The following is a 21,913-nucleotide window of genomic DNA, read 5'->3' on the forward strand; positions in this document are numbered from 1 at the left end:
CGAATGGGGAAGATGCATCCTCACCCGACCTGCTTGCCCCGCCTCCCCCTGATGGCGGCGCTATTCCGCGCCTCCACCACCTTCGCCACCTGCCGCTTCAGCTCGTCCTTGATATCCACCGTCTCGTTCATCAGCGCCTCGATCTTCAGGAAATCGAGGACGCGGTATCTCGACACTGCCGGGCGGACCAGGATGTCGGGGCGGCATTGCTTCAGCTTGTTGGCGATGATCGACTGCATCATCAATTGCGTGGCGCCGAACATCAGGTCGACGGAGGTCGGCTGCTTGCGGTCAGCCTCTTCAGGCGCGCCGACCACGTCGACGCCGATGATGATGTCGGCATCGTTTTCGATCAGGTCAAACGGCACGGGGTTGTAGATGCCGCCGTCGATCAGCAGCCTGCCGTCGCGCATCACCGGCCGGAACACGGCTGGAATAGCCGCTGACGCTGCCAGCGCGGAATGCAGGTCACCATCCTCGAAGACGGCGAGCGCGTGGCCGAAATAGTCGGTCGCCGTCACCTTGAGCGGGATTTTCAGCTCGGCGAAGGTTTCGGGAATGGCCTCGGGCAAAAAGGCCTTCAGGATCCGCTCGACGTTGAACTGGCTGACGCGGATGCCGTTCTGCATGGCTTCGGCGATGGTGCCCGGCCGCGCCCGCCACATGCGGCTCGCCACCTCGGCGCGGCGGCCGAGGATCGAGCGGGCATAGTCGTTTATGTCCTTGCCGGTCATGCCCGATGCCATGCCGGCGCCCATGATGGCGCCGATCGACGAGCCGGCTATGGCCACGGGCTTGATGCCCAGCTCGTCCAGCGCCTCGATGACATGGATATGCGCCAGCCCGCGCGCGCCGCCGCCGCCGAAGGCGATGCCGAAGGTGGGGCTCATCCCTTGCCGGCTCCGGCCAGTTTCGGCCCGATCACCATGATGGTCGGCTCGGCGGTCAGCAGCTTTTTCGCCGCCGCCTTGACCTGGTCGAGCGTCACCGCGCTGATGTAGCCGGCGCGGCGCTGCATGTAGTCGATGCCGAGATCGTCGAGCTGCAGTTCGACCAATGTCGCGGCGATGGCGCTGGACGAGTCCAGATTGTTGATGGCGTAGGCGCCGATCATGTATTTCTTGGTCGCCGCCAGTTCCGCTTCGGTCGGGCCTTCCTCGGCCAGTCGCTTGACCACGTCGCGCACGATGCCCAGCGTCTCGGCCGCACGGTCCGAGCGGGTTCCGGTGCTGACGATCAGCGCGCTGGCGTGGTCCTGGTTGATCAGCGAGGAGTTGACGCTGTAGGCCAGCCCGCGCTTCTCGCGCACCTCCTGGAACAGGCGCGAGGTGAAGGTGCCGCCGCCGAGGATCTCGTTCATCAGCACGGCGGGAAAGAAATCCGCCGCCTTGCGCTTCACGCCGGGAAAAGCGAGCTGCAGCGAGGTCTGCGGCAGGTCGTAGTCGACCTCGATGTGCTGCGCCAGCTTCGGGTCGATATCGGCCACCGGCCTCAGCGCCTGGTTTTGCGGCAGGTCGCCGAACACCATGTCGAGCTTCTTCTTCAGCGTCTCCGCGTCGATGGCGCCGACGACGGCGACACGCAGGCCGCCGCGGGCGAACACCGCTTTGTGCAATGCTTTGAGATCATCGGGCGTGATGGCGGCGATGCTTTCCTTGGTGCCCTGGTCGGAGCGGGAATAGGGATGATCGCCATAGAGGGCGCGCGCCCATTTGTTCTGCGCCACCGTGTCGGGATCGTTCTCGCCGGCGATGATGCCGGACAGGATCTGGGAGCGGATGCGGTCGATCGGCAGCTGGTCGAAGCGCGGCTCGTTGACCGCCAGCCGCAACAGGTCGAATGCCTGGTCACGCTGCTCGGCCAGCATGCGCATGGAGCCGTAGATGCCGTCGCGGCTCTCATCGAAGCTCATCTCGGCGCCGGCATCGTCGAGCTTGATCTGGAAGTCTTCACTGTCGAGCGGGCCGGCGCCTTCATCGAACAGGCCGGTCATCAGGTTGGCCAGGCCCTCCTTGCCCGGCGGATCCTGCGTCGAGCCGCCGCCGAAGACAAAACGGATGGCGACGACCGGCACGGAATAGTCTTCGACGAGCCAGGCGGTGATGCCCTTTGGCGAAGTGACGGACTGGATGTCCATGGCCCGCGCGGTGAGTGCCGGCAGGATGAGGAAGAGGACGGAGAGGACAAGGGTGGCAAGGGGTGCGCGTACCGCGTTCGTGCTCTTCATCATCAATTCCCCGCCTGTTGCTGCGGCAAGAGATAGCCGGTGGTCGACCGGGCGAGCACCAGATAGCGCGCGGCGACGGCCTTGACCTCGTCTGCCGTGACCTTGCGGATGCGGTCCGTCCATTGCTGGACGTCCTGCACATTGCCGCCGGTGGTCAGCGTCGAGCCGTAGATGTTGGCCATGGAATCCTGCTTGTCGCGGGCAAAGATCATCGACCTGACATAGCGATCCTTGGCCTTTTCCAGTTCCGATGGCGTGACACCATCCTTGACGATGCGCACCACCTCGGCATCGACCGCCGCTTCGACGTCGGAAATCTTGGCATCGCCGCGCGGCGCGCCGTAGACGGTGAAGTTGGTGTCGTCGAGCATGGTGCCCTGGAAAAAGGCACCGGCGCTGGATGCGATACCTTGCTGGACGACGAGCGCCTGGTAGAGCCGGCTGCGATTGCCGCCACCGAGGATCTCCGCCAAGAGGTCGAGCGCTTCCGCCTCGCCCGGCTTGCCCGAATGATAGGACGGCACCACCCATTGTGTGGAAAAGCTCGGCACGCTGACGCGGGCGTCGGAGAGCGTGACCGTGCGCTTGGTGTTCTGCTCCGGCTCGACCGGGCGGATGCGGGGCGGCAGATCGGGGCCGCGCGCCACCTTGCCATAGGTCTTTTCGGCCAATGCCCGTACCGTATCCGGCTCGACATCGCCGGCGACGATCAGCACCGCATTGTTGGGCCGGTAGTATTTGTCGTAGAAGGCGGTGGCGTCGGTGCGGTTGAGTTGCTGCATCTCCTGCATCCAGCCGATGACCGGAATGCGATAGGGCTGGTTCTGCCACAGCGTGGCGTCGACTTCCTCGTCCAGCACGGCTTGCGGATTGTTGTCGATGCGCGAGCGGCGCTCCTCGAGGATGACATCGCGCTCGGTCTTGATGACATCGTCGGTGAGGATGAGGTTGCGCATGCGGTCGGCCTCGAAGCTCATCATCAGTTCGAGTGCCGACGGCGCCACCGTCTCGTGGAAGGCGGTGTAGTCGTAGGAGGTGAAGGCGTTGTTGGAGCCGCCGATGTCGGAGATGGCGCGGTCGAACTCGCCCGCCGCATGGTGGGTCGTCGCCTTGAACATCAGATGCTCGAAGAAATGCGCGATGCCCGATTTGCCGGGCGGCTCGTCGGCGCTGCCGATCTTGTACCAAACCATGTGGGTGACGATCGGCGCACGGTGGTCGGGAATGACGACCACCTCCATGCCGTTGTCGAGCAGGAAATCCGTGACCTTGAACTCGGCCGGAACCGTGTTGGGCAAGACCGGGCTCTCGGCCAGCACCGGACCGGTTATCGCAAAAGCCAAAGAGGTCGCCAACAGCGTCCCCCGCAGCCATTCGGCCTGAAATGTCATCGATGGCTCCGGTTTTCTTGGCGGACGATAGGCAAGGTGCTGGCGACAAGCAAAGTGAATTGTTGGTCATGTTGCCGGCAAAGGCGGCGGCAAAGAGGCCGGCCCATGGATGCCCGGCCAAGGATGCAGGTTATCAGACCGCCTCGACAAAGCGGATAACGGTCTCGCCATAGTTGCGCTCGTCCAGCACCGAAAATCCGGGACCAGGCTCGAAGGGTGCCACCGCCGCCTCCTCGACCACGCACAGCGCGCCGGGGCGAAGCCAGCCGCCTGCTTTCGCCGACTGCAGGGCGCGCTCGCCAAGGCCCTTGCCATAGGGAGGGTCGGCAAAGACGAGGCCGAACGGCGCCAGCGTGCCAGCCTCGCCGAGGCCCGTGGCGTCGCGGCGGAATATCTTGGTGCGGCCGGTCAGCCCGAAAGCCTCGACATTGTCGCGGATCAGGCCACGGCCTTCGGCCGATTCCTCGATGAAGACGCCGTAGGAGGCACCGCGCGATAGCGCTTCGAGCCCCAGCGCACCGGTGCCGGCGAACAGGTCGAGCACGCGTGCGCCGTCCAACTGCTCGGCGAAGCGATGCGCCAGCACATTGAAGACCGCCTCGCGGGTGCGATCGGTCGTCGGACGAATGGCGCTCGAGCGCGGCGTCGCCAACGGACGCCCACGAAACTCACCGCCGACGATTCTCATCTCGCTTTGGGGCCTCGGGGACCACTGCGCGGACGCTCACCGCCGCCCGCCCCACCCGGACGCTCGCCGCGCGGCTTGCCGAATGGTTTTGCACCGGCAGGTTTGCCATAGGTCGGCTTGAACGATGCCTTGCGCGCCTTGGCGTCAGCCGCCTTGGCTGCGTCGGCTTCCGCCCTGCCCTTGCCGATCGGCCGTGCGCCCGGCGCCATCCAGACATTGGCCTTGCGCTGGCCGGGCGGCTCGATCGGCCGCTGCTCGCGCTCGGACTTCTTGCCGCCGGGCTTGCCGCCGAAACTGCCGCGCGGCTTGTCACCGAAGCCACCGCGCGGTTTGTCGCCAAAATTGCCACGGGGCTTGTCGCCAAAGCTGCGTTCGGGACGCGGGCCGCGTTCGCCAAAGCTCTTCTCCGCGCTTCTGTCGGGACTTGTCGACAGCTTGCCCAGAGCCTCGTCGCGGCTGCCTTCGCGGCGCTTGCGGTTTTTGATCAACCCGCCCTCGCCGATCGGACGGCGCTCGCCGTCACGGGTGAACTTTGGTCGTTCGGGCTCGGGCTCGCGAACTTCGGTACGCCGCACCGGCTTGTTGGAAAACGGTTTGGTGACCTCGGCGTCGAAATTGGCGCCGGATTCCTCGACCAGGCGCTCGCCAAGCTGATCCCGCAACACCCTGCCCTTGATCTCCAGCACATGGCCCTCGGCGAGGTCATCGAGCTGGAACGGCCCATAAGAGATACGGATCAGCCGCGTCACGTCGAGGCCGAGCGAACCCAGGATGTTCCTGACTTCGCGGTTCTTGCCCTCGCGCAGGCCGATCGTCAGCCAGGCATTGGTGCCTTGCTCGCGGTCGAGCGTCGCTTCGATGGCACCGTAAAACACGCCGTCGACGGCAATGCCCTCACGCAGGCCCGCAAGCGCGCTTTCCTCGACCTTGCCGTGGACGCGCACGCGGTAGCGGCGCAGCCAGCCGGTGGCCGGCAGTTCGAGCACGCGCGACAGGCCGCCATCATTGGTGAGCAGCAGCAGGCCTTCGGTGTTGATGTCGAGCCGGCCGATGGTCATCAGCCGTGGCAATTCAGCCGGCAGCACGTCGAAGACGGTCTTGCGGCCCTCGGGATCGCGGTTGGTGGTGACGACGCCGGCCGGCTTGTGGAACAGGAACAGCCGGGTGCGCTCGATCGGCGGGATTTCCATGCCGTCGAGATGGATGATGTCATCAGGCATCACGTTGAAGGCGGGTGAAGTCAGGGCGCGGCCATTGACCTTGACGCGGCCGGCAGCGATCAGCTCCTCGGCATCGCGGCGCGAGGCCAGGCCGGCGCGGGCCAGCCGCTTGGCGATGCGCTCGCCTGCCTCTTCCGCAGCCTCGGCGGGACGCGGGCGTGGCTTGATGCTGCCGCCTGACGCGCCTTGCGGCCGATCATTGAAATCCCGCTTCGGGCGATCGCTGAAGTCACGCTTGGGGCGGTCGGCGAAGTCACGCTTCGGTCGATCGCCGGCGTCGCGCGGCGCGCGGTCACTGAAATCACGCTTAGGACGGTCGAAACGCTTTTCGCCGCCCGCTGCCGCCGCAGCCGGCCGATCGCCCCGCGGTGCATAGGGTTTGCGCGGCCCTTCGCGCTTCTCATACGGTTTGCGTTCGCCTTCAGCGGCCACCGGGCGGTCGCCGCGCGGTGCGTAGGGCTTGCGTGGGCCTTCGCGCTTCTCATAGGGCTTGCGCTCGCCTTCGGCCGCCATTGGCCGGTCGCCACGTGGCGCATAGGGCTTGCGTGGGCCTTCACGCTTCTCATAGGGCTTGCGCTCGCCCTCAGCGGCCACCGGGCGGTCGCCGCGCGGTGCGTAGGGCTTGCGCGGCCCCTCGCGCTTCTCAAAAGGCTTGCCTTCGGGTCGCGGGCCTTTGCTGAAAGGCTTGTCGCCGCCCTTGAAATCGCGCTTCGGCCGCTCGCCATCGGCAGCCATCGGCCGATCGCCACGCGGTGCGTAAGGCTTCTTGGCGCCAAAGGACGGCTTGCCGCCCTTGCCCGCGGCGCCATCACGGCTGCGCGGTCCCGCGGCTTTCGGCCCACTCTTGGCCGGACCGTTCCTGGGTCGGAATTTCTTGTCGTTGTCGTCCATGTGGCCTTTATCCGTTTGCGCTGCTACAGCGTGGCGCATCCTTTCGGGCGCGCAACGAACGCTGTAGCACTTTTGATGTGGCGCATGATCATTTTCGAAAACCGAGTCCCGATTTTCGAGGTCCTGCGCTCAATAACAGGATCGCCGTCAGGTGGCGAGGAGATAATCGGAGTGGAAATCGCGTGAAGCGGCCCGATTTCATGGCGCTGGCGCTGAAGGAGGCCGAAGCTGCCGCTTTGCGAGGCGAAGTGCCGGTCGGCGCCGTCATCGCCAATGGCGCTGGTGTTGTCGCCAGCGCCGGCAACCGCACACGCGAACTTGCCGACCCGACGGCGCATGCCGAGATGCTGGTCATCCGCGAAGCTTGCCGCAAACTGTCGGCCGAGCGGCTGACCGGGCATGATCTCTATGTGACGCTGGAGCCGTGCGCCATGTGCGCCGGCGCGATTTCCTTCGCCCGGCTGCGCCGGCTTTATTTCGGCGCCGCCGACGACAAGGGTGGCGCTGTGGTCAATGGCGTACGTTTTTTCGCCTCGCCTACCTGCCACCACGTACCCGACATCTATCCGGGCATGGGCGAGACCGAAGCAGCCCTGCTGCTCAAAGATTTTTTTCGGGAGCGGCGCGGCTGAACCGGGCGCAACGCCCGGCGACGCAATTCGGCGTTTTCACAGCCAATCGAACCAGCCGCTGCCCTTCTTGCCTTCCGCCTCTTTCTTGAGGCGGCGTTCCTTCTTGTATTCGTCCTCGCCAAGCTCGTTCTGCGGTGCGGTGCCGGCTGCGGCACGATACTGCACTGGAGGCTCGCTCAGATATTTGCGGGTGTTCGGATCGCCCTGCTTGCTGTCGGCGAGGCGGCGCTGGATCTCGGCGGCACGGCCCTTGTCGGAATCGGCCGGTGTCCATGCCGGCGGGTGGCTCGAGCCTGACTCCGCCATCGCCTTCTTCACCGAAGCCGGGTCCGTCTGCACGTCGTCGACGATCTCAGACTGATAGGCCGGGTCGTTCTGATGGGCAGTGGCGTCGGCCCGCAAGCGGGCGCGGCGCTGCTCGGGCGATTCGGGCCATTCGGCGCTCGCCGTCTCGATGCTGTCCTGCGGGGCCGGCAGCGCTTCCTTCTGGCCTGGCGCAGGCTTCACAAGCGTCGGACGCGGCTTGTAGTCGATCTGTTCCTTGCGCTTCGGCGCGAATGAAAAGGCGCCCGAAATGTCGCCGGCCAGCTGTTCGCCGGCGGTCTTGTCGGTGCCGTAGGTCGGAGAGCCCATGCAGCCGGACAAAGCGAGGCCCGACGCGACAAGCGGCGCCAGCAGCGCCAGGCGCGCATTATATCTCTCGGTCATGCCAAAAAGTCCCACTCTAGACAGCCTCTCGATTGCCGCCGGCCTTATGGCCGGTCCCCATCGTCCAAGCACTTGCGACGGAAATCCGGCGACAATTTGTCTTCCGGAGTTTCGCGTGTTTACCTCAACCACTCGTTAAGGGCAACGCGCGGGCGGTTTCGCCCGCCCGGCGCGGCATTTGTGCACCGATCCGGCCGTCAAAGCCGGCCAAGCGCCTTCAATTCATGCAGCACCGCCGCATCCCTAGCCGAAACGTCCGGGAATTCCGGATCCTGACCGACATCGGCGGTGTAACGCCAGGAGCGTGCGCATTTCACCAGGCCGCGATCCCAAGCCTTCTCGACCACCACGGCGACACCCCTGACGTCGTCAAGTGTGAAAGCACCCGCAGGTGGTTGCCCATGAGCGATGACCAGATCGCTGGTGATCGCCATCTCGGCCATATCGACATCTGAAATCGCCGCTTCCAGCGCTGCGTCGTTGATTGTGACGACCGGCACCGCTTCCAGCGACGACCCGATCACCTTCTGGGCACGCGCGATCTCCAGCGCGCCGGTGACGACGCGCCGCACCTGCCGCACCTGGCGCCACTTTTCCGCCAGCGCCTCGTTCTTCCAGTCCGCCGGGATTTGCGGGAACTGGTCGAGATGCACCGAGACGGCCTCGGAATGACGATCGAGCCAGGCTTCCTCCATGGTGAAGGGCAGCATCGGCGCCAGCCATTTCACCAGGCAATCGAAGAGATGGCGCACCACTTGCACCGAAGCCTTGCGCTTCAGGCTCGACGGCGCGTCGCAATAGAGCGCGTCCTTGCGGATGTCGAAATAGAACGCCGACAGCTCGACCACCATGAAATCGAGCAGCATGCGGGTGATGCGCTTGAATTCAAAGGCGTCGTAGCCCGAGCGCACGACCTCATCGAGTTCGGAGAGCCGGTGCAGCATCAGCCGCTCCAGCTCCGGCATCTTCTCCAGCGGCACCTCTTCGCCATCGTCATGGGCGAGCGTGCCCAGCATCCAGCGGATGGTGTTGCGCAGCTTGCGGTAGGCGTCGATGTTGGTCTGCAGCACGTTCTTGCCGAGCCGCTGGTCCTCCCAGTAGTCCGTCGTTACCACCCACAGACGCAGGATGTCGGCGCCCGACTGCTTGATGACGTCCTGCGGCACCACGGTGTTGCCGAGCGACTTCGACATCTTGCGGCCATCCTCATCCATGGTGAAACCATGGGTGACGACAGTATCGTAGGGTGCCCTGCCCCTGGTGCCGCAGCTTTCCAGCAGCGAGGAATGGAACCAGCCGCGATGCTGGTCGGAGCCTTCGAGATAGACGTCGGCCGGCCATTTCAGGTCAGGGCGATCCTCCAGCGTGAAGACATGCGTCGAGCCCGAATCGAACCAGACGTCGAGGATGTCCATCACCTGCTTCCATTTCGAGCCATCGTGATTGCCGAGGAAACGCTCCTTGGCGCCAGCGGCGAACCAGGCGTCGGCGCCCTCCTGCTCGAAGGCGTCCATGATCCGCTGGTTGACCGCTTCGTCCTTCAGCACATTACCGTCGGCATCGGCGAAGACGGCGATCGGCACGCCCCAGGCGCGCTGACGCGACAGCACCCAGTCCGGGCGCTCCTCGATCATGGCGCGGATGCGGTTCTGGCCGGCGGCGGGCACGAAACGGGTTTCGTCGATGGCCTTGAGCGCCCGGCTGCGCAACGTCGAGCCATCGCCGAGATCCTTGTCCATATAGACGAACCATTGCGGCGTGTTGCGGAAGATGATCGGTTTTTTGGAGCGCCAGGAGTGAGGATAGCTGTGCTTCAGCCGGCCACGCGCGAACAGTGCGTCGCGCTTGATCAGCTCGTCGATGACGGCCTGGTTGGCGTTGCCCTTCTTGCCGTTGTCGTCGATGACGCGCGCCGGCCTACCCTCGCGGTCGGGGCCGAAACCCGGCGCATCCTTGGTGAAGAAGCCGCCATCGTCGACGGTGAACGGGATGGCGGGATCGATGCCGCGTGCGCGCAGATCCACCGCCGCGTCCATCCAGGCGTCAAAGTCCTCGCGGCCGTGACCGGGCGCGGTGTGGACGAAGCCGGTGCCGGCATCGTCGGTGACATGGTCGCCGGCGAGCATCGGAACGGCAAATTCGTAGCCGCCGCCCAGGCCCTTGAACGGATGTGAAAGCGTAAGGCTTCCAAGCTCTTGCGCCGAAACGCTGCGAAGACGATTCAAGGTGACCTTGGCCTTGGCCGAGGCATCTTCGGCCAGTGCGTCGGCAAAGATCAGTTTTTCACCCGGCTGGGGGCCGAATGCGTTCTCGGCTGCCGTGACCTCATAGAGCCCATAGTTGATACGCGGCGAATAGTTGACAGCGCGGTTGCCGGGGATCGTCCACGGCGTCGTCGTCCAGATGACGACGTGAGCCTGGAGCAGATCGAGCGCGCCCTCCGTCAGCTTGGTCTCGCCATCGTCGATGGGACGCACCAGGCTGGCGACCGGAAACTTCACCCAGATCGTGTCGCTCTCATAGTCGTGGTACTCGATCTCGGCCTCGGCCAGCGCCGTGCGCTCGACCACGCTCCACATCACCGGCTTGGAGCCGCGATAGAGCTGACCCGACATGGCGAACTTCAACAACTCGCCGGCGATGCGCGACTCGGCATGGAAAGCCATCGTCGTATAGGGATTCTTGAAGTCGCCGATGACGCCGAGGCGCTGGAACTCGGCGCCCTGCACCGTGATCCAACCCGCGGCGAACTCACGGCATTCCTTGCGGAATTCGTTGACCGGCACCTCGTCCTTGTTCTTGCCCTTGGCGCGGTACTGCTCCTCGATCTTCCATTCGATCGGCAGGCCGTGACAGTCCCAGCCGGGCACATAGTTCGAGTCGTAACCGCGCATCTGGAAGGAGCGGGTGATGACGTCCTTGAGGATCTTGTTCAGTGCATGGCCGATATGGATGTTGCCGTTGGCGTAGGGCGGGCCGTCATGCAGCACATATTTCGTGCGGCCGGCAGCACTCTCGCGCAGCTTTCGGTAGAGATCCATGTCCTGCCAGCGCTTGACCAGCAGCGGCTCTTTCTCGGGCAAACCGGCGCGCATCGGGAAATCCGTCTGCGGCAGGTAAAGCGTCTTGGAATAGTCGATCGTTTCAGTTGTATCGGTCATTGGTCTGCCATGTGCATTGCCCGGCGGCAAAGAGCTCGGGCGTTGAACTATACTTTTGCGCATGTCGTTTTCCCAAAACCGGGGCCACTTTTGGGCGACATGCCTGATGATCTGGAAAAAGCGCGAGAGGCCGCGCGCAGAATTCCCGGCGGCTCCGGCGACCCTCAGGCCGCCCGGAACACCGGGCCGGTAATTCGTATCGTCAGCACGCGAAGGCGCGAAAAGCTCATCATTGGTGGGCTTTTAGCGGAGATAGACGCAGGAATAAAGCGTCTCTCGTTCGATTCACCTACATCGTGAAATCGAAGCGGTAGGTGGTCGAGACGCCGACCGTGAACTGGTTGCGGTCGCCACGCTCCTTGACCAGGCTGGAATCGGCCGCCGGTCCCATCAGGCGCGAATATTCGCCAAACAGGCTGGCGGTCATCGGCTCGGTCACCTTCCAGGTTATGGCGCCGCCGATGCCGGTCGATTTCAGCCCGCCACCGGGATGGTATTCGCTCAAGCCCGAGGCCACGGCTTCCTGCGCGTTGACGCCATAATAGGCGTCGAAATAGTTGCCCGAGGCGAAGGAAACACGCGGTCCTCCCGAAATCCTGACGGTTGGCGTCACATCGTAGAAGGCGTCGGCGGCAATGTCGGCGACAAAGCCGTTGTGAGCGCGAATGCCGTGGCGCAGCTCGGCGCGGGCGCGCAGCCAGTCCGTTGGATAAAATTCGAAGAAGCCGCCGACTTCGCCGCCCCAGCGCACCGGATCGAGGCCCTTCAGCTCATCGGCGTTGTCATCGTCACGGGAAAACAGGAACTTGCCGGTCAGGCCGGCGCGGACACCGCCATCATCGACCAGCGCCAGCGAAATGTTGTCGTTGCGCGAGACAAAGCGGGCCGCCGGTCCAGCCTTGCCCAACGAAATGATCGGCGAGGCGCTGAGCAGGTACTTCTTGCCGCCCTCGAAATTCGGCGCCACCATGCCGGTGGCGCCAACGGTCAGATACCAGTCGCCGGACAGCCAATTGCCCTCGCCCGCATTGGCGGCACCCGCCCCACCCAGCATCGCGGCGGCCAACACCAGAGAGATTCTACCGACCGGACTCATGGCCACTCCACTAACACAACGCATATGATTACCGATGACAGCTTTGACGGTCGTTTGGTAAAATTTGATTTAAACCCGAGACATACGCTCGCGCTTTGCCGCAATCCGGCTGCCGGTCATCGACTGGACGTTGGCCCGCGCCCGGATTACCTTCCATCCGCAGTATTCCGCAGCCCTCGATGGAGACCGCGACAATGACCCTGCATGGCGACGCCTTGAAAATCGCGATCGAACAGACACGGACAAAATGGGGATGGTTTGTCGCGCTCGGTGTGCTGCTGCTCATCTTCGGCGGCATTGCCTTTGCCAATCTGTTCGTCGCCACAGTGGCTTCCGTCTACGTCGTGGGATGGCTGATGCTGATGGCGGGCATCATCGAGATCGTGCATGCGTTCGGCGTCAAGACTTGGAGCCGCTTCTTCTACTGGCTGCTCAGCGGACTGCTGTACGCCGTTGCCGGCTTCTTCGCCTTCGGCAATCCGTTGCTTGCCTCGGCGGTGCTGACGTTCCTGCTGGCGATCGCGCTGGTCGCGTCAGGGGTGCTCAGGGCCTGGGTCGGCTACAGCCATCGGCCGGAACGGGGCTGGGGCTGGATCGTCGCTGCCGGTGTCATCAGCGCGCTTGCCGGCCTGATCATCGCCATGGGCTGGCCGGTCAACAGCCTGTGGGTGCTCGGTCTGTTCCTTGCGATCGATCTGATCTTCCAGGGCTGGACCTTCGTCGCCGTCGGCCTGGCGCTGAAAAAGTAGCCGGGATCACGCCTGGGCTCAGAAAGCCATGGCCGCGTCGAGGTCTGAGAGCGGCTTGACGCCGGCAAGCAGCGCGCGTGCCTCGGCCTCATCGCGCTTCATCTGCGCGACCAGCGCGTCCAGCCCATCGAACTTCACCTCCGGGCGCAGGAAACCGAAGAAGGAAACCTGACAGACCTCGCCATAGAGGTCACCGGAGAAGTCGAAAACAAAGGTTTCCAGCAGCGGCGCGCCATTGTCATCGACGGTCGGGCGACGGCCGAAGCTGGCGACGCCGTCGTGAAGCGTGCCGTCGGCGCGGCGGAAGCGGACGGCATAGATGCCCTCCTTGAGTGCGGCTTCAGCTGAAAGCCTCATATTCGCGGTTGGAAAGCCAAGGGTGCGGCCGAGCTTCTGTCCACCGACCACCTCGCTTTCGACGGTGAAGCGGTAGCCGAGCAGACCGGCGGCTTCAGCCACTTCGCCCTCGCCCAGCAATCCGCGGATGCGGCTGGACGACACCACCTCGGCGCCCTCGTCCCGGAAGGCGTCGACGAGCGTGACGCCGAAGCCGTGACGCTCGCCCGCCGCCATCAGGTAGGCCGGACCGCCTTGACGATCCTTGCCGAAATGGAAATCGAACCCGGTCACGGCATGGGTAATGCCAAGATTCCTCTCCAGCACATCCGTCACGAACGCTTCCGCCGACAGCGAGGCGAAATCGCGCGTGAACGGCTGCTCGACCAGCGCGGCAAAGCCCAGCAGCGACAGGAGCCGCGCCTTCATCGGCGGCGGCGTCAGCACGAACAACGGGATATCAGGCCTGAAGATCTTGCGCGGATGCGGTTCGAATGTCAGCACAAGGGCGGGTGCGCCGCGCCGTCCGGCCTCGGCCGAGGCGCGCTCAAGCACGGCCTGATGGCCGCGATGGACGCCATCGAAATTGCCGATCGCCACCACGCCGCCGCGCAGGTCGGCGGGAAGCGGCGCGGTTGCCAGGATGCGCTGGAAGGCTGCCATCGTCACCTACCGAAGCCTGGGAATGACGGCCACCGGACCATAGCCATGCTTTTCCAGGAACGCCGCCAATCTTGCCGGATCCGGTTGCAGGGCATCGCCATAGTCGCGGGCATGGATACCGCCGGAGACATAGAGAACATCGAAGCCATTGTCGGCGGCGCCCTTCACATCGGTCATCATGCCGTCGCCGATGGCCAGCACCTGGCCGCGCTCGACCGGCCGGCCAAGAATCTCGGCAACCTCCTTCATCGCGAGATCGTAGATCGGCGCGTAAGGTTTTCCAGCGATCAATGTGCGGCCGCCGAGCTGGGCATAGTCACGCGCCAGCGCGCCGGCACACCAGATGATGCGTTCGCCACGCTCGACCACGACGTCGGGATTTGCGCAGATGAAAGGCAGGTTCCGGGCGCGCAGCCGCCGCAGGAGCTCCGTGTAATCCTCGGGCTTCTCGACCTCGTCGTCGAACAGGCCGGTGCAGACGACGCCGGACGCCTCGAACTCCTCGACAAGCTCGACGTCGAGACCTTCATAGAGGGTGAAGTCGCGGTCGGCGCCGATATGGAAAATCTGGCGCGGCCCTTCGGCGATCAGATCCCGGGTCACGTCGCCTGAGGTAACCACCCGGTCATAGGCTGACGGTGGAACACCGATTGCGTTCATCTGCGCCACGACATCGGCACTTCTGCGCGGCGAATTGGTGATCAGGACGACGGGGATTTTCGCCTCTCGAGCCCTTGCCAATGCCGAGGCCGCCGCCGGGAAGTGCGTTTCGCCATTGTGCACCACGCCCCAGACGTCGCACAGGATTGCCAAATAGGCCTTCGACACGTCCTCGAGCGAGCCGATGATTTCAGGCGAATCCGCCATGCCGTTTCCTTCAATCATGATCGTTGCGATCGCTGCGACCGACGGTTCGCCGCAGCCGGTTCGGATTAGCCGAACCGCCCCGGCCTGTCATCAGCTTTCGCCAGGCACGATTGGTTAGCAGTTGGTGAAGCGCTGCCCCGGCAATGGAGCGATTTCCCAAACGCGGCCTTCAGCGTTTTGTGGAAAGCTGGCATCGATCGAGAATCCGCCGGCGGGGGCCGCTGCAAGACATGCATGGACTTTGGCGTCAGTTCTGCCGCGACCAACGCGGCAACTATGCACTTATGACTGTCGTCGCGATGGTTCCGCTCATGGGCGCCCTGGCGATGGCCGTCGACTTCACCGAGATGAGCCGCGAAAAACAGGCGGTTTCGAATGCGCTCGATGCCGCGAACTTCGCCACGGCGCGCCGGCTGACGGAGGGTGCTACCGACGACCAGTTGAGGGCCTATGCGCTCGACTTCTTCAATGCCAACCTCAACAAGATCAACCCCGCCAGCACGACGCTCACCGTCACCCTGCCAAGCAATACCACAGGGGGCGGCTTGCTCAAGATGAGCGCGCGGCTTGACTACAAGCCCTATTTCTATCCGGTCTTCGGCCAGCTCGTCGGCAAATCCGAAACCGACGCCAACCAGAGGATCAGCTTCAACGTCACCTCGGAAGTGCGGCTGAAGAATACTCTTGAAGTCGCCCTGGTGCTCGACAATTCCGGGTCGATGACCAAGACCGGAACGGGCTCGGGGCAAACGCGCATCGACCTTCTCAAGACCGCGGCCAAACAGCTGGTCGACACGCTGGCCCAGCAGGCGGCGATGATCAAGCAGGTCGACAGGCCGGTGCAGTTCGGCCTCGTGCCGTTTGCCGCCTCGGTCAATGTCGGACCCGGCAACGGTAACGCGTCCTGGATGGACACCGAAGGACTGTCGCCGGTATCGAACGAGAATTTCGACTGGTCGACGCTGAGCGCAGCCGACAAATACGCCCAGCAGACCAACGGCATCTGGTACAAGCGCGGCACCGGATGGGGTACCGATGAAGGCCAGATGCTGACCCGGTTTTCGCTCTACCGCGACATGAAGGTCGTCACCAACCATGAGCGTGTCGTCAACAGCAAGCGCGTGGTGTGCGACGAATACAACTCGAACAACACCTGCAAACGCGACCACGACGAATACGACTACATCGATTCGTATGGCCCGTTCGCCAGTTGGCAGGGTTGCGTCGAGGCCAGGCCCTATCCCTACAATATCAACGACGCGGCGCCTTCCGGCGGCTCTGCGAACACCGGCATAGGGGTTGGCGATCCGGCGACGATGTTCGTGCCGATGTTCGCCCCCGACGAACCCGGCAACCATTGGAAGATCACTCAGGATCCGGATGAGGCCGCGCCGACGGCCTATGGCGCTATCAACAGCTGGTGGAATGACGACCCGACGAGCAGCACCGGCCAATCCCGGCTGCGCAACATGGCCAAATATTTCCAGCCGCGACCGATCAATGCGCCGGCGCTGGCCGCCGGCAACGGGCCGAACTACAGCTGCTCCACCAACCCGATCACGCCGCTGACCGATGTCAGCGTTGCGACTGGGCTTACCGCGATCAAGGCCGCGATCGACCTGATGAAGCCCGATGGCGGCACCAATGTTCCAGAAGGCATGGCCTGGGGCTGGCGGGTGGTTTCGAGCGGCGAGCCGTTCACGCAAGGCCGCCCGGAAACCGAGAGAGGCAACGACAAGGTCGTCATCGTGCTGACCGACGGCGCCAACACCTACTACACGCCTTCCTCGCTCGGCTATTCCGACCCCGCCGATTCGAAGTCGACCTATGCGTCCTACGGCTATCTCAAACCCGGCTACAACGGCACGTCGGTGGGCCGCCTGTTCATGGGCACATCGAGCACCATTGGCCAATTCGATTATTCGAACGGCAATTACACCAACGCGCTCAACGAGCAGATGGCGACGCTTTGCAACAACGCCAAGGCAGCCAACATCATGGTGATGACGGTGGCGCTCGACCTGTCCACGACCAAAACCGCCGATCAGCAGGCGATCGAGGCGCTGAAATCCTGCTCGTCGAACTCGCGCTTCCGCAAGGATCCGACGGACGCGAGCAAGCCGGCAAAACTGTTCTGGAACGCCACCGGCGCCAGCTTGTCGAACGATTTCAAGGAAATCGGCAACGAATTGTCGAACCTGCGCATCGTCGGCTGATCCGTAGACATCGGCGGCTAGCTGGAACAACGGCTGGCGCCGCCATGCACTTGTGCGCGCCTGCAGGGACAGGCACATGTTGGCCGCCTGCCGGATCGTGCATCCATTCGCGGCGCGCTGGGGAAGAACAGATGCCCGAAACAGCCAATCATCTCGCCTTCGCGCTGGTCTGCCTCGGCATGGTGCTGACGCCTGGCCCCAACATGATCTATTTGATCTCGCGTTCCCTGTCGCAGGGGCCGAAGGCGGGGCTCATCTCGCTTGGCGGCGTGGCACTCGGCTTTGTCTTCTATGTGCTGGCGGCGGCATTCGGCATCACCGCGCTGCTGCTCGCCGTGCCCTACGCCTATGACGCGCTGCGCTTTGCCGGCGTGCTCTATCTCCTGTGGCTGGCCTGGCAGGCGGTGAAGCCGGGCGGACGCTCGCCGTTCGAAGTGCGCGAATTGCCGAGGGACCGGCCGCGCAAGCTTTTCGCCATGGGCCTGATGACCAATCTGCTCAATCCGAAGGTGGCCGTGCTCTACCTGTCGCTGTTGCCGCAGTTCATCAGCCCCGGCAAGGGCCATGTCCTGTCGCAGCTTCTGGTGCTGGGCGCCACACAGATCACGATCAGCCTCAGCGTCAATGCCGTCATCGCGGTGACCGCCGGTTCGATCGCCACCTTTCTGGCCGGGCGGCCACTGTGGCTGGTTATCCAGCGCTGGATGATGGGCACGGTGCTGGCGGCACTGGCGCTGAAGATGGCGACCGACGCGCAGCGCTGAGAGCGCAGACCTTACATCGGCCGCCGGATCTGCTGCGCCCGCTCCGGCTCGACCACCTTGCGGTAGAGATGCCAGGTGGCATGGCCGAGCACCGGCATGACCACGGCGAGCCCGGCAAACAGCGGGATCGAGCCGATCACCAGAAGCACGGCGACCAGCAAGCCCCACAGCGCCATCTGCAGCGGGTTGGCCATCACCGCCCGTGCCGAGGTCTCGATGGCCGAAACGGCGCCGACATCACGGTCGAGCAGCAGTGGGAAGGCAACCACGGTGGTGGCCAGCACGATTACGGCGAAGACAAAGCCCGCGGCATTGCCGGCAAGGATCAGCGTCCAGCCCTTGCTGGTGGTCAGCACGTCGCGGATGAAGCCACCGATCGAGGCCGGCGGCTGGTCGCCGAACAGGCCAGTGTAGATCGATTGCGCGGTGTAGAGCCACAACAGGAACAGCGCCACCAGCATGATGCCGATGACGGCGATCGACGGAACCGCGGACGAGTGCCGCACGTCAAACGCGTGCCGCCAGGAGGTGTTCATGCCGAGCTCGCGCCTGCGGCTGATCTCGTAAAGGCCGAGCGCTGCAAATGGCCCGACCAGCGCGAAACCCGACATCAGGGGATAGATGAGCTGGATGGCATTGGCGCCGGACGTCCACTGCGTCAGGATCAGGCCGACGATGGGATAGATCAGGCACAGGAACACATAGTGCGATGGTTTTGCCCAGAAATCCTCGAAGCCGAGGCGCAGCGCATCCCAAAGGTCCGACGTGGTGATGCGGCGCACCGTTGGCTGCACATGCATCCCACGTGCGTCCGCCATGACATGAAAGCCGGCCATAACCTTCCTCCCGTGTGTCGGGGCGGTCACCGCCAGGATGGCCGCCAGAGCTGCCACTTCAAGAACGAAAGGCATGATAGCAGAGTTGGCGGGGATTGTCGCTGCGTCAATGGCCTGGGGACCAGCTCCTCGCTGCGCTCAACTCTCCGTATGGCCTCTCATATAGCCGTGCCTTGGCAGTCTTCGTTTTGGCCAAACATTGTGCCGCATTTTAGCATTTACGTATTTTAGCATTTACTTAAATTACTCGTAGTGATCCTTGGCGTATCACCTGAGCTTTACGAAGTTCGGCGGGGGACTATGTTCGCATTGAAAGGCTTCTGGTCTTCGGAGCGCGGCAACTTTGCCATAACCACCGCCATCGCGATGCTGCCGATAATGATTGGTTTGGCCGGCGCCGTTGATCTGATCGGCACGAGTCATGACGCATCGCAACTACAGAACTCGCTGGACGCGGCGGGGCTAGCCATCGGCACGAAGTTCTCTTCCGGTATGGCGGCCGGCGATGTCCAGCAGCTAGGGCTGCAATTCTTCGCCGCCAATATGAGCGTGGCCGACCAGCAGGAATATCTGGGCAGCGTCTCCGCTTTCGCGGCAACGGCAAGCGGCAGCCCAAGCGCCTACTTTATCTCGCTGTCGTCCAGCATAAGCCGCCCAAGCTTCATCAGCGCCTCGGCCCCCTGGCAGGCCTATCGCTCGGCCTCGGTCAAGATAAAACCTGGCGCGCAGGCCTGCGTGCTGGCGCTCGATCCGCATGCGTCCGCCGCCGTGAACCTGCAGGGCTCGACCAACGTCTCGATGGACAATTGCGTGATCGCAGCGAACTCGGACGCGTCCGATTCCGTCAACAGGGGTGGCTCCGCACTGGTTTCAGCCGGCTGTGTCTCAACCGTCGGCGGCACCAGCGGGCTGTTGCCACCCAGCGCTAGTCTCGCCTGCGGAACGCCGCACGAACATAGGTACGCGTCCTTTGATCCATTGGCCGACGTCATTCCTCCGCCTTACACATTGTGTTTGCCTGTCCCGAACGGCAAAACCTACACGCTGTCGCCCGGCACTTATTGCGACAAGACATTGTCGGGGGACATCACGCTTAATCCGGGCGTCTACATCATGCGCGGCACCACCATAAAGCCAGGGGGGAACGGCAGCCTGGCTGGCCAGGGCGTGACCATATTCCTCATGGAAAGCGCTCAGATGTACATAAATGCCAATGAGAAGGTGAACCTGTCCCCGCCCACCAGCGGCCCTTATGCTGGCATCACCATTTTCCAGGGTCACGGCAACACGTCTGCCCTGACATTGAATGGCGGCGCAAATTCCGTGCTCAGCGGTTTCATCTACGCGCCGGACGCGCCCATTTCCTATGCCGGCAACTCTGATATGAGCGCCCAAGGCGACTGTCTCAGGCTTGTCGGCAATACGATACAGATGACCGGAAACTCGTCCGTCAAGTCGGACTGCGCGGCGGCGCTTGGTAATCGCACAATGTATGCCGATCGGATGATCACTCTGGTGAAATGAGAAACGACTGACGTCAAGCGGCGCAAGCGGTAGCGTTGAGAAAAAAATGGCGGTCGCGTTTAACAATGCCGGAGTGCGGCGACCGCACTCCGGCAGATCAGTGCCTCTCACAAAGGCACATCCTGGTTGAAATAGAAGTATCGCTACGATTGCGCCGGTGCCGCGAAGCGATCGATCACCTCGGTCAGGGGGACGTGGCCAAGGCAGGCGCCAGAACCGGCGGGCTGTTCGCCATCCTCGACAGCCAGGGCATATCGCACGGCCGGATCGGCTTCGATGCGAAGGCGCAATCCGGCCAGTTTGGGATAGGCAGCGCCGTCGATCGCCTGGTGAAATTCCGCCCAGCGTGCCACGCCGATCAGCGTGGTATCGGCCAGAGTCAGCCCGTCGCCGACCAGGAAATCCGTATCGGCGATCATCGCCTCGAGCCGATCATGACGTTCCGCAACGGCCTTGCGGCCGAACTTCCGCAAGGTCGCCTTCAGCGCCGGTTCATCCGCCGCCATTTCCAATGCCACCCAGAGCGGGCTGAAGGCCGCGGTGAAACCGGTGTTCACGAAGGCCATCAGCTGGTGCATGCGGTCGGCTTGCGGCGTGCGCGGTTCGAAGCTGATGCGGCGCTGCGTGTCACGGGCTTCGAGCCATGCGGCGATGGCCATTGTCTCGGTGAGCACCCGGCCTTCGTCGGTGATCAGCACCGGCGTTTCCTGACGGTCGTTGATGCTGGCATAGGCATCATTTTTCATCTCGGTGAGCATGTCGACGCGGCACAGGCGATAGGGTTGCCCGACGCGTTCGAAGGCAGCGACGAGCCCCATCGAGCTTCCCGCCGGGAAGCCATAAAGCAGGATAGGTTCCATTTGTTTTCTTCCGTGATTGAGGGGATCACGCCGCGCAGCGAAACTTGACCCTAAACGCTGGTCGCCCCATGTAAATTACGCACAATTCTGTAACCAGGACCCGCCCATGAAAGACCTCGTCTCACGCTGCCCGATCGAAGAGACCATGCGCGTGCTCAGCGGTCGCTGGCCCACACTGCTGCTCTATTATCTGAAGGACGGTACCAAACGGTTCAGCGACCTGAGACGCGACAACCCGACGGTGTCGCATCGCATCCTGACGCTGGAACTGCGCAAGCTGGAGGAAGCCGGCATCGTGCGGCGCACGGTGCGTCCGGGTTATCCGCTGCGGGTTGACTACGACCTTACCGCGCCTGGTCGCAAGCTTGTACCGCTGATCGATGCGCTGGGCTCGTGGTGGGAACGGACCGAAGACGACCGGACCGGCCGCTCGCCGGCTTCGGACGTAAATCTCGATACAGCCGCCTAGAACGTCGGTTAGACCAGAATTTTCGTCGCCCTGCCCGGCAAAAGCCATGATCGCCGTTATCTCAGGGGGCATGACCATTGCGAAAATCCAAAACCACCCGATCCCGAACCTGAACAGGCGCATGGTGCTGACCGGCCTCGCGGCCCTGGCGGGCCTCGCCGCCTGCAGCACCGTTTCTCTGCCGACCGGCGAAGGCGCCGGGGTCTCCTCCTCCGCCACCGGCACGCTAGCCAGCATCCGCGCCTCGGCCGGGCTGGCGCCGCTGGTCCCCGACCGGCAGCTCGAACAGGCCGCCCTGCAGCAGGCAGGCTACATGGCGCAGCGCCGCCGCATGAGCCACACCACCGGCTGGGGCAAGGATTTCGCCTCGCGCGTCAAGGACAACCGCATTGCCGGCGCCGCCGCGGAGAACATCGCCGAAGGCCGCTTCGACCAGCAGAAGCTGTTCGACATCTGGGTGCATTCACCAGGCCATCGCCGCAATATGCTCGACCCGCGCTTCACACGCTTCGGCCTTGCCTATGTGCGCGACGGCGGCGACAGCAAGCTCCGTTACTGGAGCCTCGTGCTCGGGAAATAGGCGTCTTCGCGGTTGCGTGCGCCATCGCGAAGACA

At 63.7% G+C, this 21,913-nt stretch carries 20 protein-coding genes; 8 read left to right on the forward strand and 12 right to left on the reverse strand.

All coding sequences use genetic code 11. The features are described 5' to 3' along the window. Positions 1-20 precede the first annotated feature (20 nt). From LB558_RS02390 to LB558_RS02410, 5 genes are all read right to left on the reverse strand, one after another. Complete coding sequence (locus LB558_RS02390; RefSeq protein WP_224696034.1) at positions 21-890, reverse strand: patatin-like phospholipase family protein; 870 nt, start codon at positions 888-890, stop codon at positions 21-23. Further along, positions 887-2,227 carry a M16 family metallopeptidase gene (locus tag LB558_RS02395; protein ID WP_412033427.1) on the reverse strand — a complete coding sequence of 447 codons (1,341 nt, stop codon included), beginning with the start codon at positions 2,225-2,227 and terminating at the stop codon, positions 887-889. Before LB558_RS02395 ends, LB558_RS02390 begins: the two co-directional genes overlap by 4 nt. A 2-nt stretch (positions 2,228-2,229) precedes the next feature. Continuing rightward, positions 2,230-3,618, reverse strand: a complete 1,389-nt coding sequence (locus tag LB558_RS02400; RefSeq protein WP_224696036.1) for a M16 family metallopeptidase — start codon at positions 3,616-3,618, stop codon at positions 2,230-2,232. A 133-nt stretch (positions 3,619-3,751) separates the two neighbouring features. Then, complete coding sequence (gene rsmD / locus LB558_RS02405) at positions 3,752-4,306, reverse strand: 16S rRNA (guanine(966)-N(2))-methyltransferase RsmD (protein WP_127257966.1); 555 nt, start codon at positions 4,304-4,306, stop codon at positions 3,752-3,754. Then, on the reverse strand, positions 4,303-6,417 hold the full coding sequence (locus tag LB558_RS02410) for a pseudouridine synthase (protein WP_224696037.1): 2,115 nt from the start codon (positions 6,415-6,417) through the stop codon (positions 4,303-4,305). Before LB558_RS02410 ends, rsmD begins: the two co-directional genes overlap by 4 nt. 182 nt (positions 6,418-6,599) lie before the next feature. Here LB558_RS02410 and LB558_RS02415 point away from each other — a divergent pair, with 182 nt between their 5' ends. After that, on the forward strand, positions 6,600-7,049 hold the full coding sequence (locus tag LB558_RS02415; protein WP_224696038.1) for a nucleoside deaminase: 450 nt from the start codon (positions 6,600-6,602) through the stop codon (positions 7,047-7,049). Between the two features lie 36 nt (positions 7,050-7,085). Here the strand turns inward: LB558_RS02415 and LB558_RS02420 are convergent, their stop codons facing one another. Both LB558_RS02420 and ileS read right to left on the reverse strand, forming a co-directional pair. Continuing rightward, positions 7,086-7,757 (reverse strand): hypothetical protein, encoded by a 672-nt coding sequence (locus LB558_RS02420; RefSeq protein WP_224696039.1) that lies wholly within the window; start codon positions 7,755-7,757, stop codon positions 7,086-7,088. A gap of 197 nt (positions 7,758-7,954) precedes the next feature. Then, positions 7,955-10,918: an isoleucine--tRNA ligase gene (ileS, locus tag LB558_RS02425; RefSeq protein ID WP_224696040.1), complete on the reverse strand. Its 2,964-nt coding sequence runs from the start codon at positions 10,916-10,918 to the stop codon at positions 7,955-7,957. 42 nt (positions 10,919-10,960) lie between these two features. Here ileS and LB558_RS02430 point away from each other — a divergent pair, with 42 nt between their 5' ends. Further along, the gene (locus LB558_RS02430; protein WP_224696041.1) at positions 10,961-11,218 is read left to right on the forward strand and encodes a hypothetical protein; all 258 of its coding nucleotides are present in this window, start codon (positions 10,961-10,963) and stop codon (positions 11,216-11,218) included. On the opposite strand, the gene LB558_RS02435 is transcribed toward LB558_RS02430, so the two are convergent. Next, positions 11,208-12,014, reverse strand: coding sequence for a MipA/OmpV family protein (locus tag LB558_RS02435; protein WP_224696042.1), 807 nt, complete (start codon positions 12,012-12,014; stop codon positions 11,208-11,210). The two genes, LB558_RS02430 and LB558_RS02435, sit on opposite strands and share 11 nt — an antisense overlap. Before the next feature lie 194 nt (positions 12,015-12,208). Between LB558_RS02435 and LB558_RS02440 the strand changes: the two genes are divergently transcribed. Further along, on the forward strand, positions 12,209-12,763 hold the full coding sequence (locus tag LB558_RS02440; RefSeq protein WP_127289022.1) for an HdeD family acid-resistance protein: 555 nt from the start codon (positions 12,209-12,211) through the stop codon (positions 12,761-12,763). A gap of 18 nt (positions 12,764-12,781) precedes the next feature. Here LB558_RS02440 and LB558_RS02445 read toward each other — a convergent pair whose 3' ends face one another. Together LB558_RS02445 and LB558_RS02450 are read right to left on the reverse strand one after the other, a co-directional pair. Continuing rightward, positions 12,782-13,762 carry a bifunctional riboflavin kinase/FAD synthetase gene (locus LB558_RS02445; RefSeq protein WP_224696222.1) on the reverse strand — a complete coding sequence of 327 codons (981 nt, stop codon included), beginning with the start codon at positions 13,760-13,762 and terminating at the stop codon, positions 12,782-12,784. Positions 13,763-13,768: 6 nt separating this feature from the next. Beyond that, positions 13,769-14,629 carry a TIGR01459 family HAD-type hydrolase gene (locus LB558_RS02450; RefSeq protein ID WP_224696043.1) on the reverse strand — a complete coding sequence of 287 codons (861 nt, stop codon included), beginning with the start codon at positions 14,627-14,629 and terminating at the stop codon, positions 13,769-13,771. A gap of 230 nt (positions 14,630-14,859) precedes the next feature. On the opposite strand from LB558_RS02450, the gene LB558_RS02455 reads away from it, so the two are divergent. Both LB558_RS02455 and LB558_RS02460 read left to right on the forward strand, forming a co-directional pair. Next, positions 14,860-16,845 (forward strand): TadE/TadG family type IV pilus assembly protein, encoded by a 1,986-nt coding sequence (locus tag LB558_RS02455; protein WP_224696044.1) that lies wholly within the window; start codon positions 14,860-14,862, stop codon positions 16,843-16,845. A gap of 131 nt (positions 16,846-16,976) precedes the next feature. Beyond that, on the forward strand, positions 16,977-17,609 hold the full coding sequence (locus LB558_RS02460; RefSeq protein ID WP_224696045.1) for a LysE family translocator: 633 nt from the start codon (positions 16,977-16,979) through the stop codon (positions 17,607-17,609). 11 nt (positions 17,610-17,620) lie between these two features. Here LB558_RS02460 and LB558_RS02465 read toward each other — a convergent pair whose 3' ends face one another. Continuing rightward, positions 17,621-18,445 (reverse strand): DUF2189 domain-containing protein, encoded by an 825-nt coding sequence (locus LB558_RS02465; protein WP_224696046.1) that lies wholly within the window; start codon positions 18,443-18,445, stop codon positions 17,621-17,623. 300 nt (positions 18,446-18,745) lie between these two features. Here LB558_RS02465 and LB558_RS02470 point away from each other — a divergent pair, with 300 nt between their 5' ends. Further along, positions 18,746-19,969: a TadE/TadG family type IV pilus assembly protein gene (locus tag LB558_RS02470; protein WP_224696047.1), complete on the forward strand. Its 1,224-nt coding sequence runs from the start codon at positions 18,746-18,748 to the stop codon at positions 19,967-19,969. A gap of 143 nt (positions 19,970-20,112) precedes the next feature. Here the strand turns inward: LB558_RS02470 and LB558_RS02475 are convergent, their stop codons facing one another. Next, positions 20,113-20,829 carry a glutathione S-transferase family protein gene (locus LB558_RS02475; RefSeq protein WP_224696048.1) on the reverse strand — a complete coding sequence of 239 codons (717 nt, stop codon included), beginning with the start codon at positions 20,827-20,829 and terminating at the stop codon, positions 20,113-20,115. Between the two features lie 106 nt (positions 20,830-20,935). On the opposite strand from LB558_RS02475, the gene LB558_RS02480 reads away from it, so the two are divergent. Further along, the gene (locus LB558_RS02480) at positions 20,936-21,298 is read left to right on the forward strand and encodes a winged helix-turn-helix transcriptional regulator (protein WP_224696049.1); all 363 of its coding nucleotides are present in this window, start codon (positions 20,936-20,938) and stop codon (positions 21,296-21,298) included. A 70-nt stretch (positions 21,299-21,368) separates the two neighbouring features. After that, a complete protein-coding gene (locus LB558_RS02485) occupies positions 21,369-21,878 on the forward strand; it encodes a CAP domain-containing protein (RefSeq protein ID WP_224696223.1) in 510 nt (169 codons plus the stop codon). The last annotated feature ends 35 nt before the right edge of the window (positions 21,879-21,913 follow it).

Source organism: Mesorhizobium sp. CO1-1-8 (assembly GCF_020164875.1).
Lineage (GTDB): Bacteria > Pseudomonadota > Alphaproteobacteria > Rhizobiales > Rhizobiaceae > Mesorhizobium.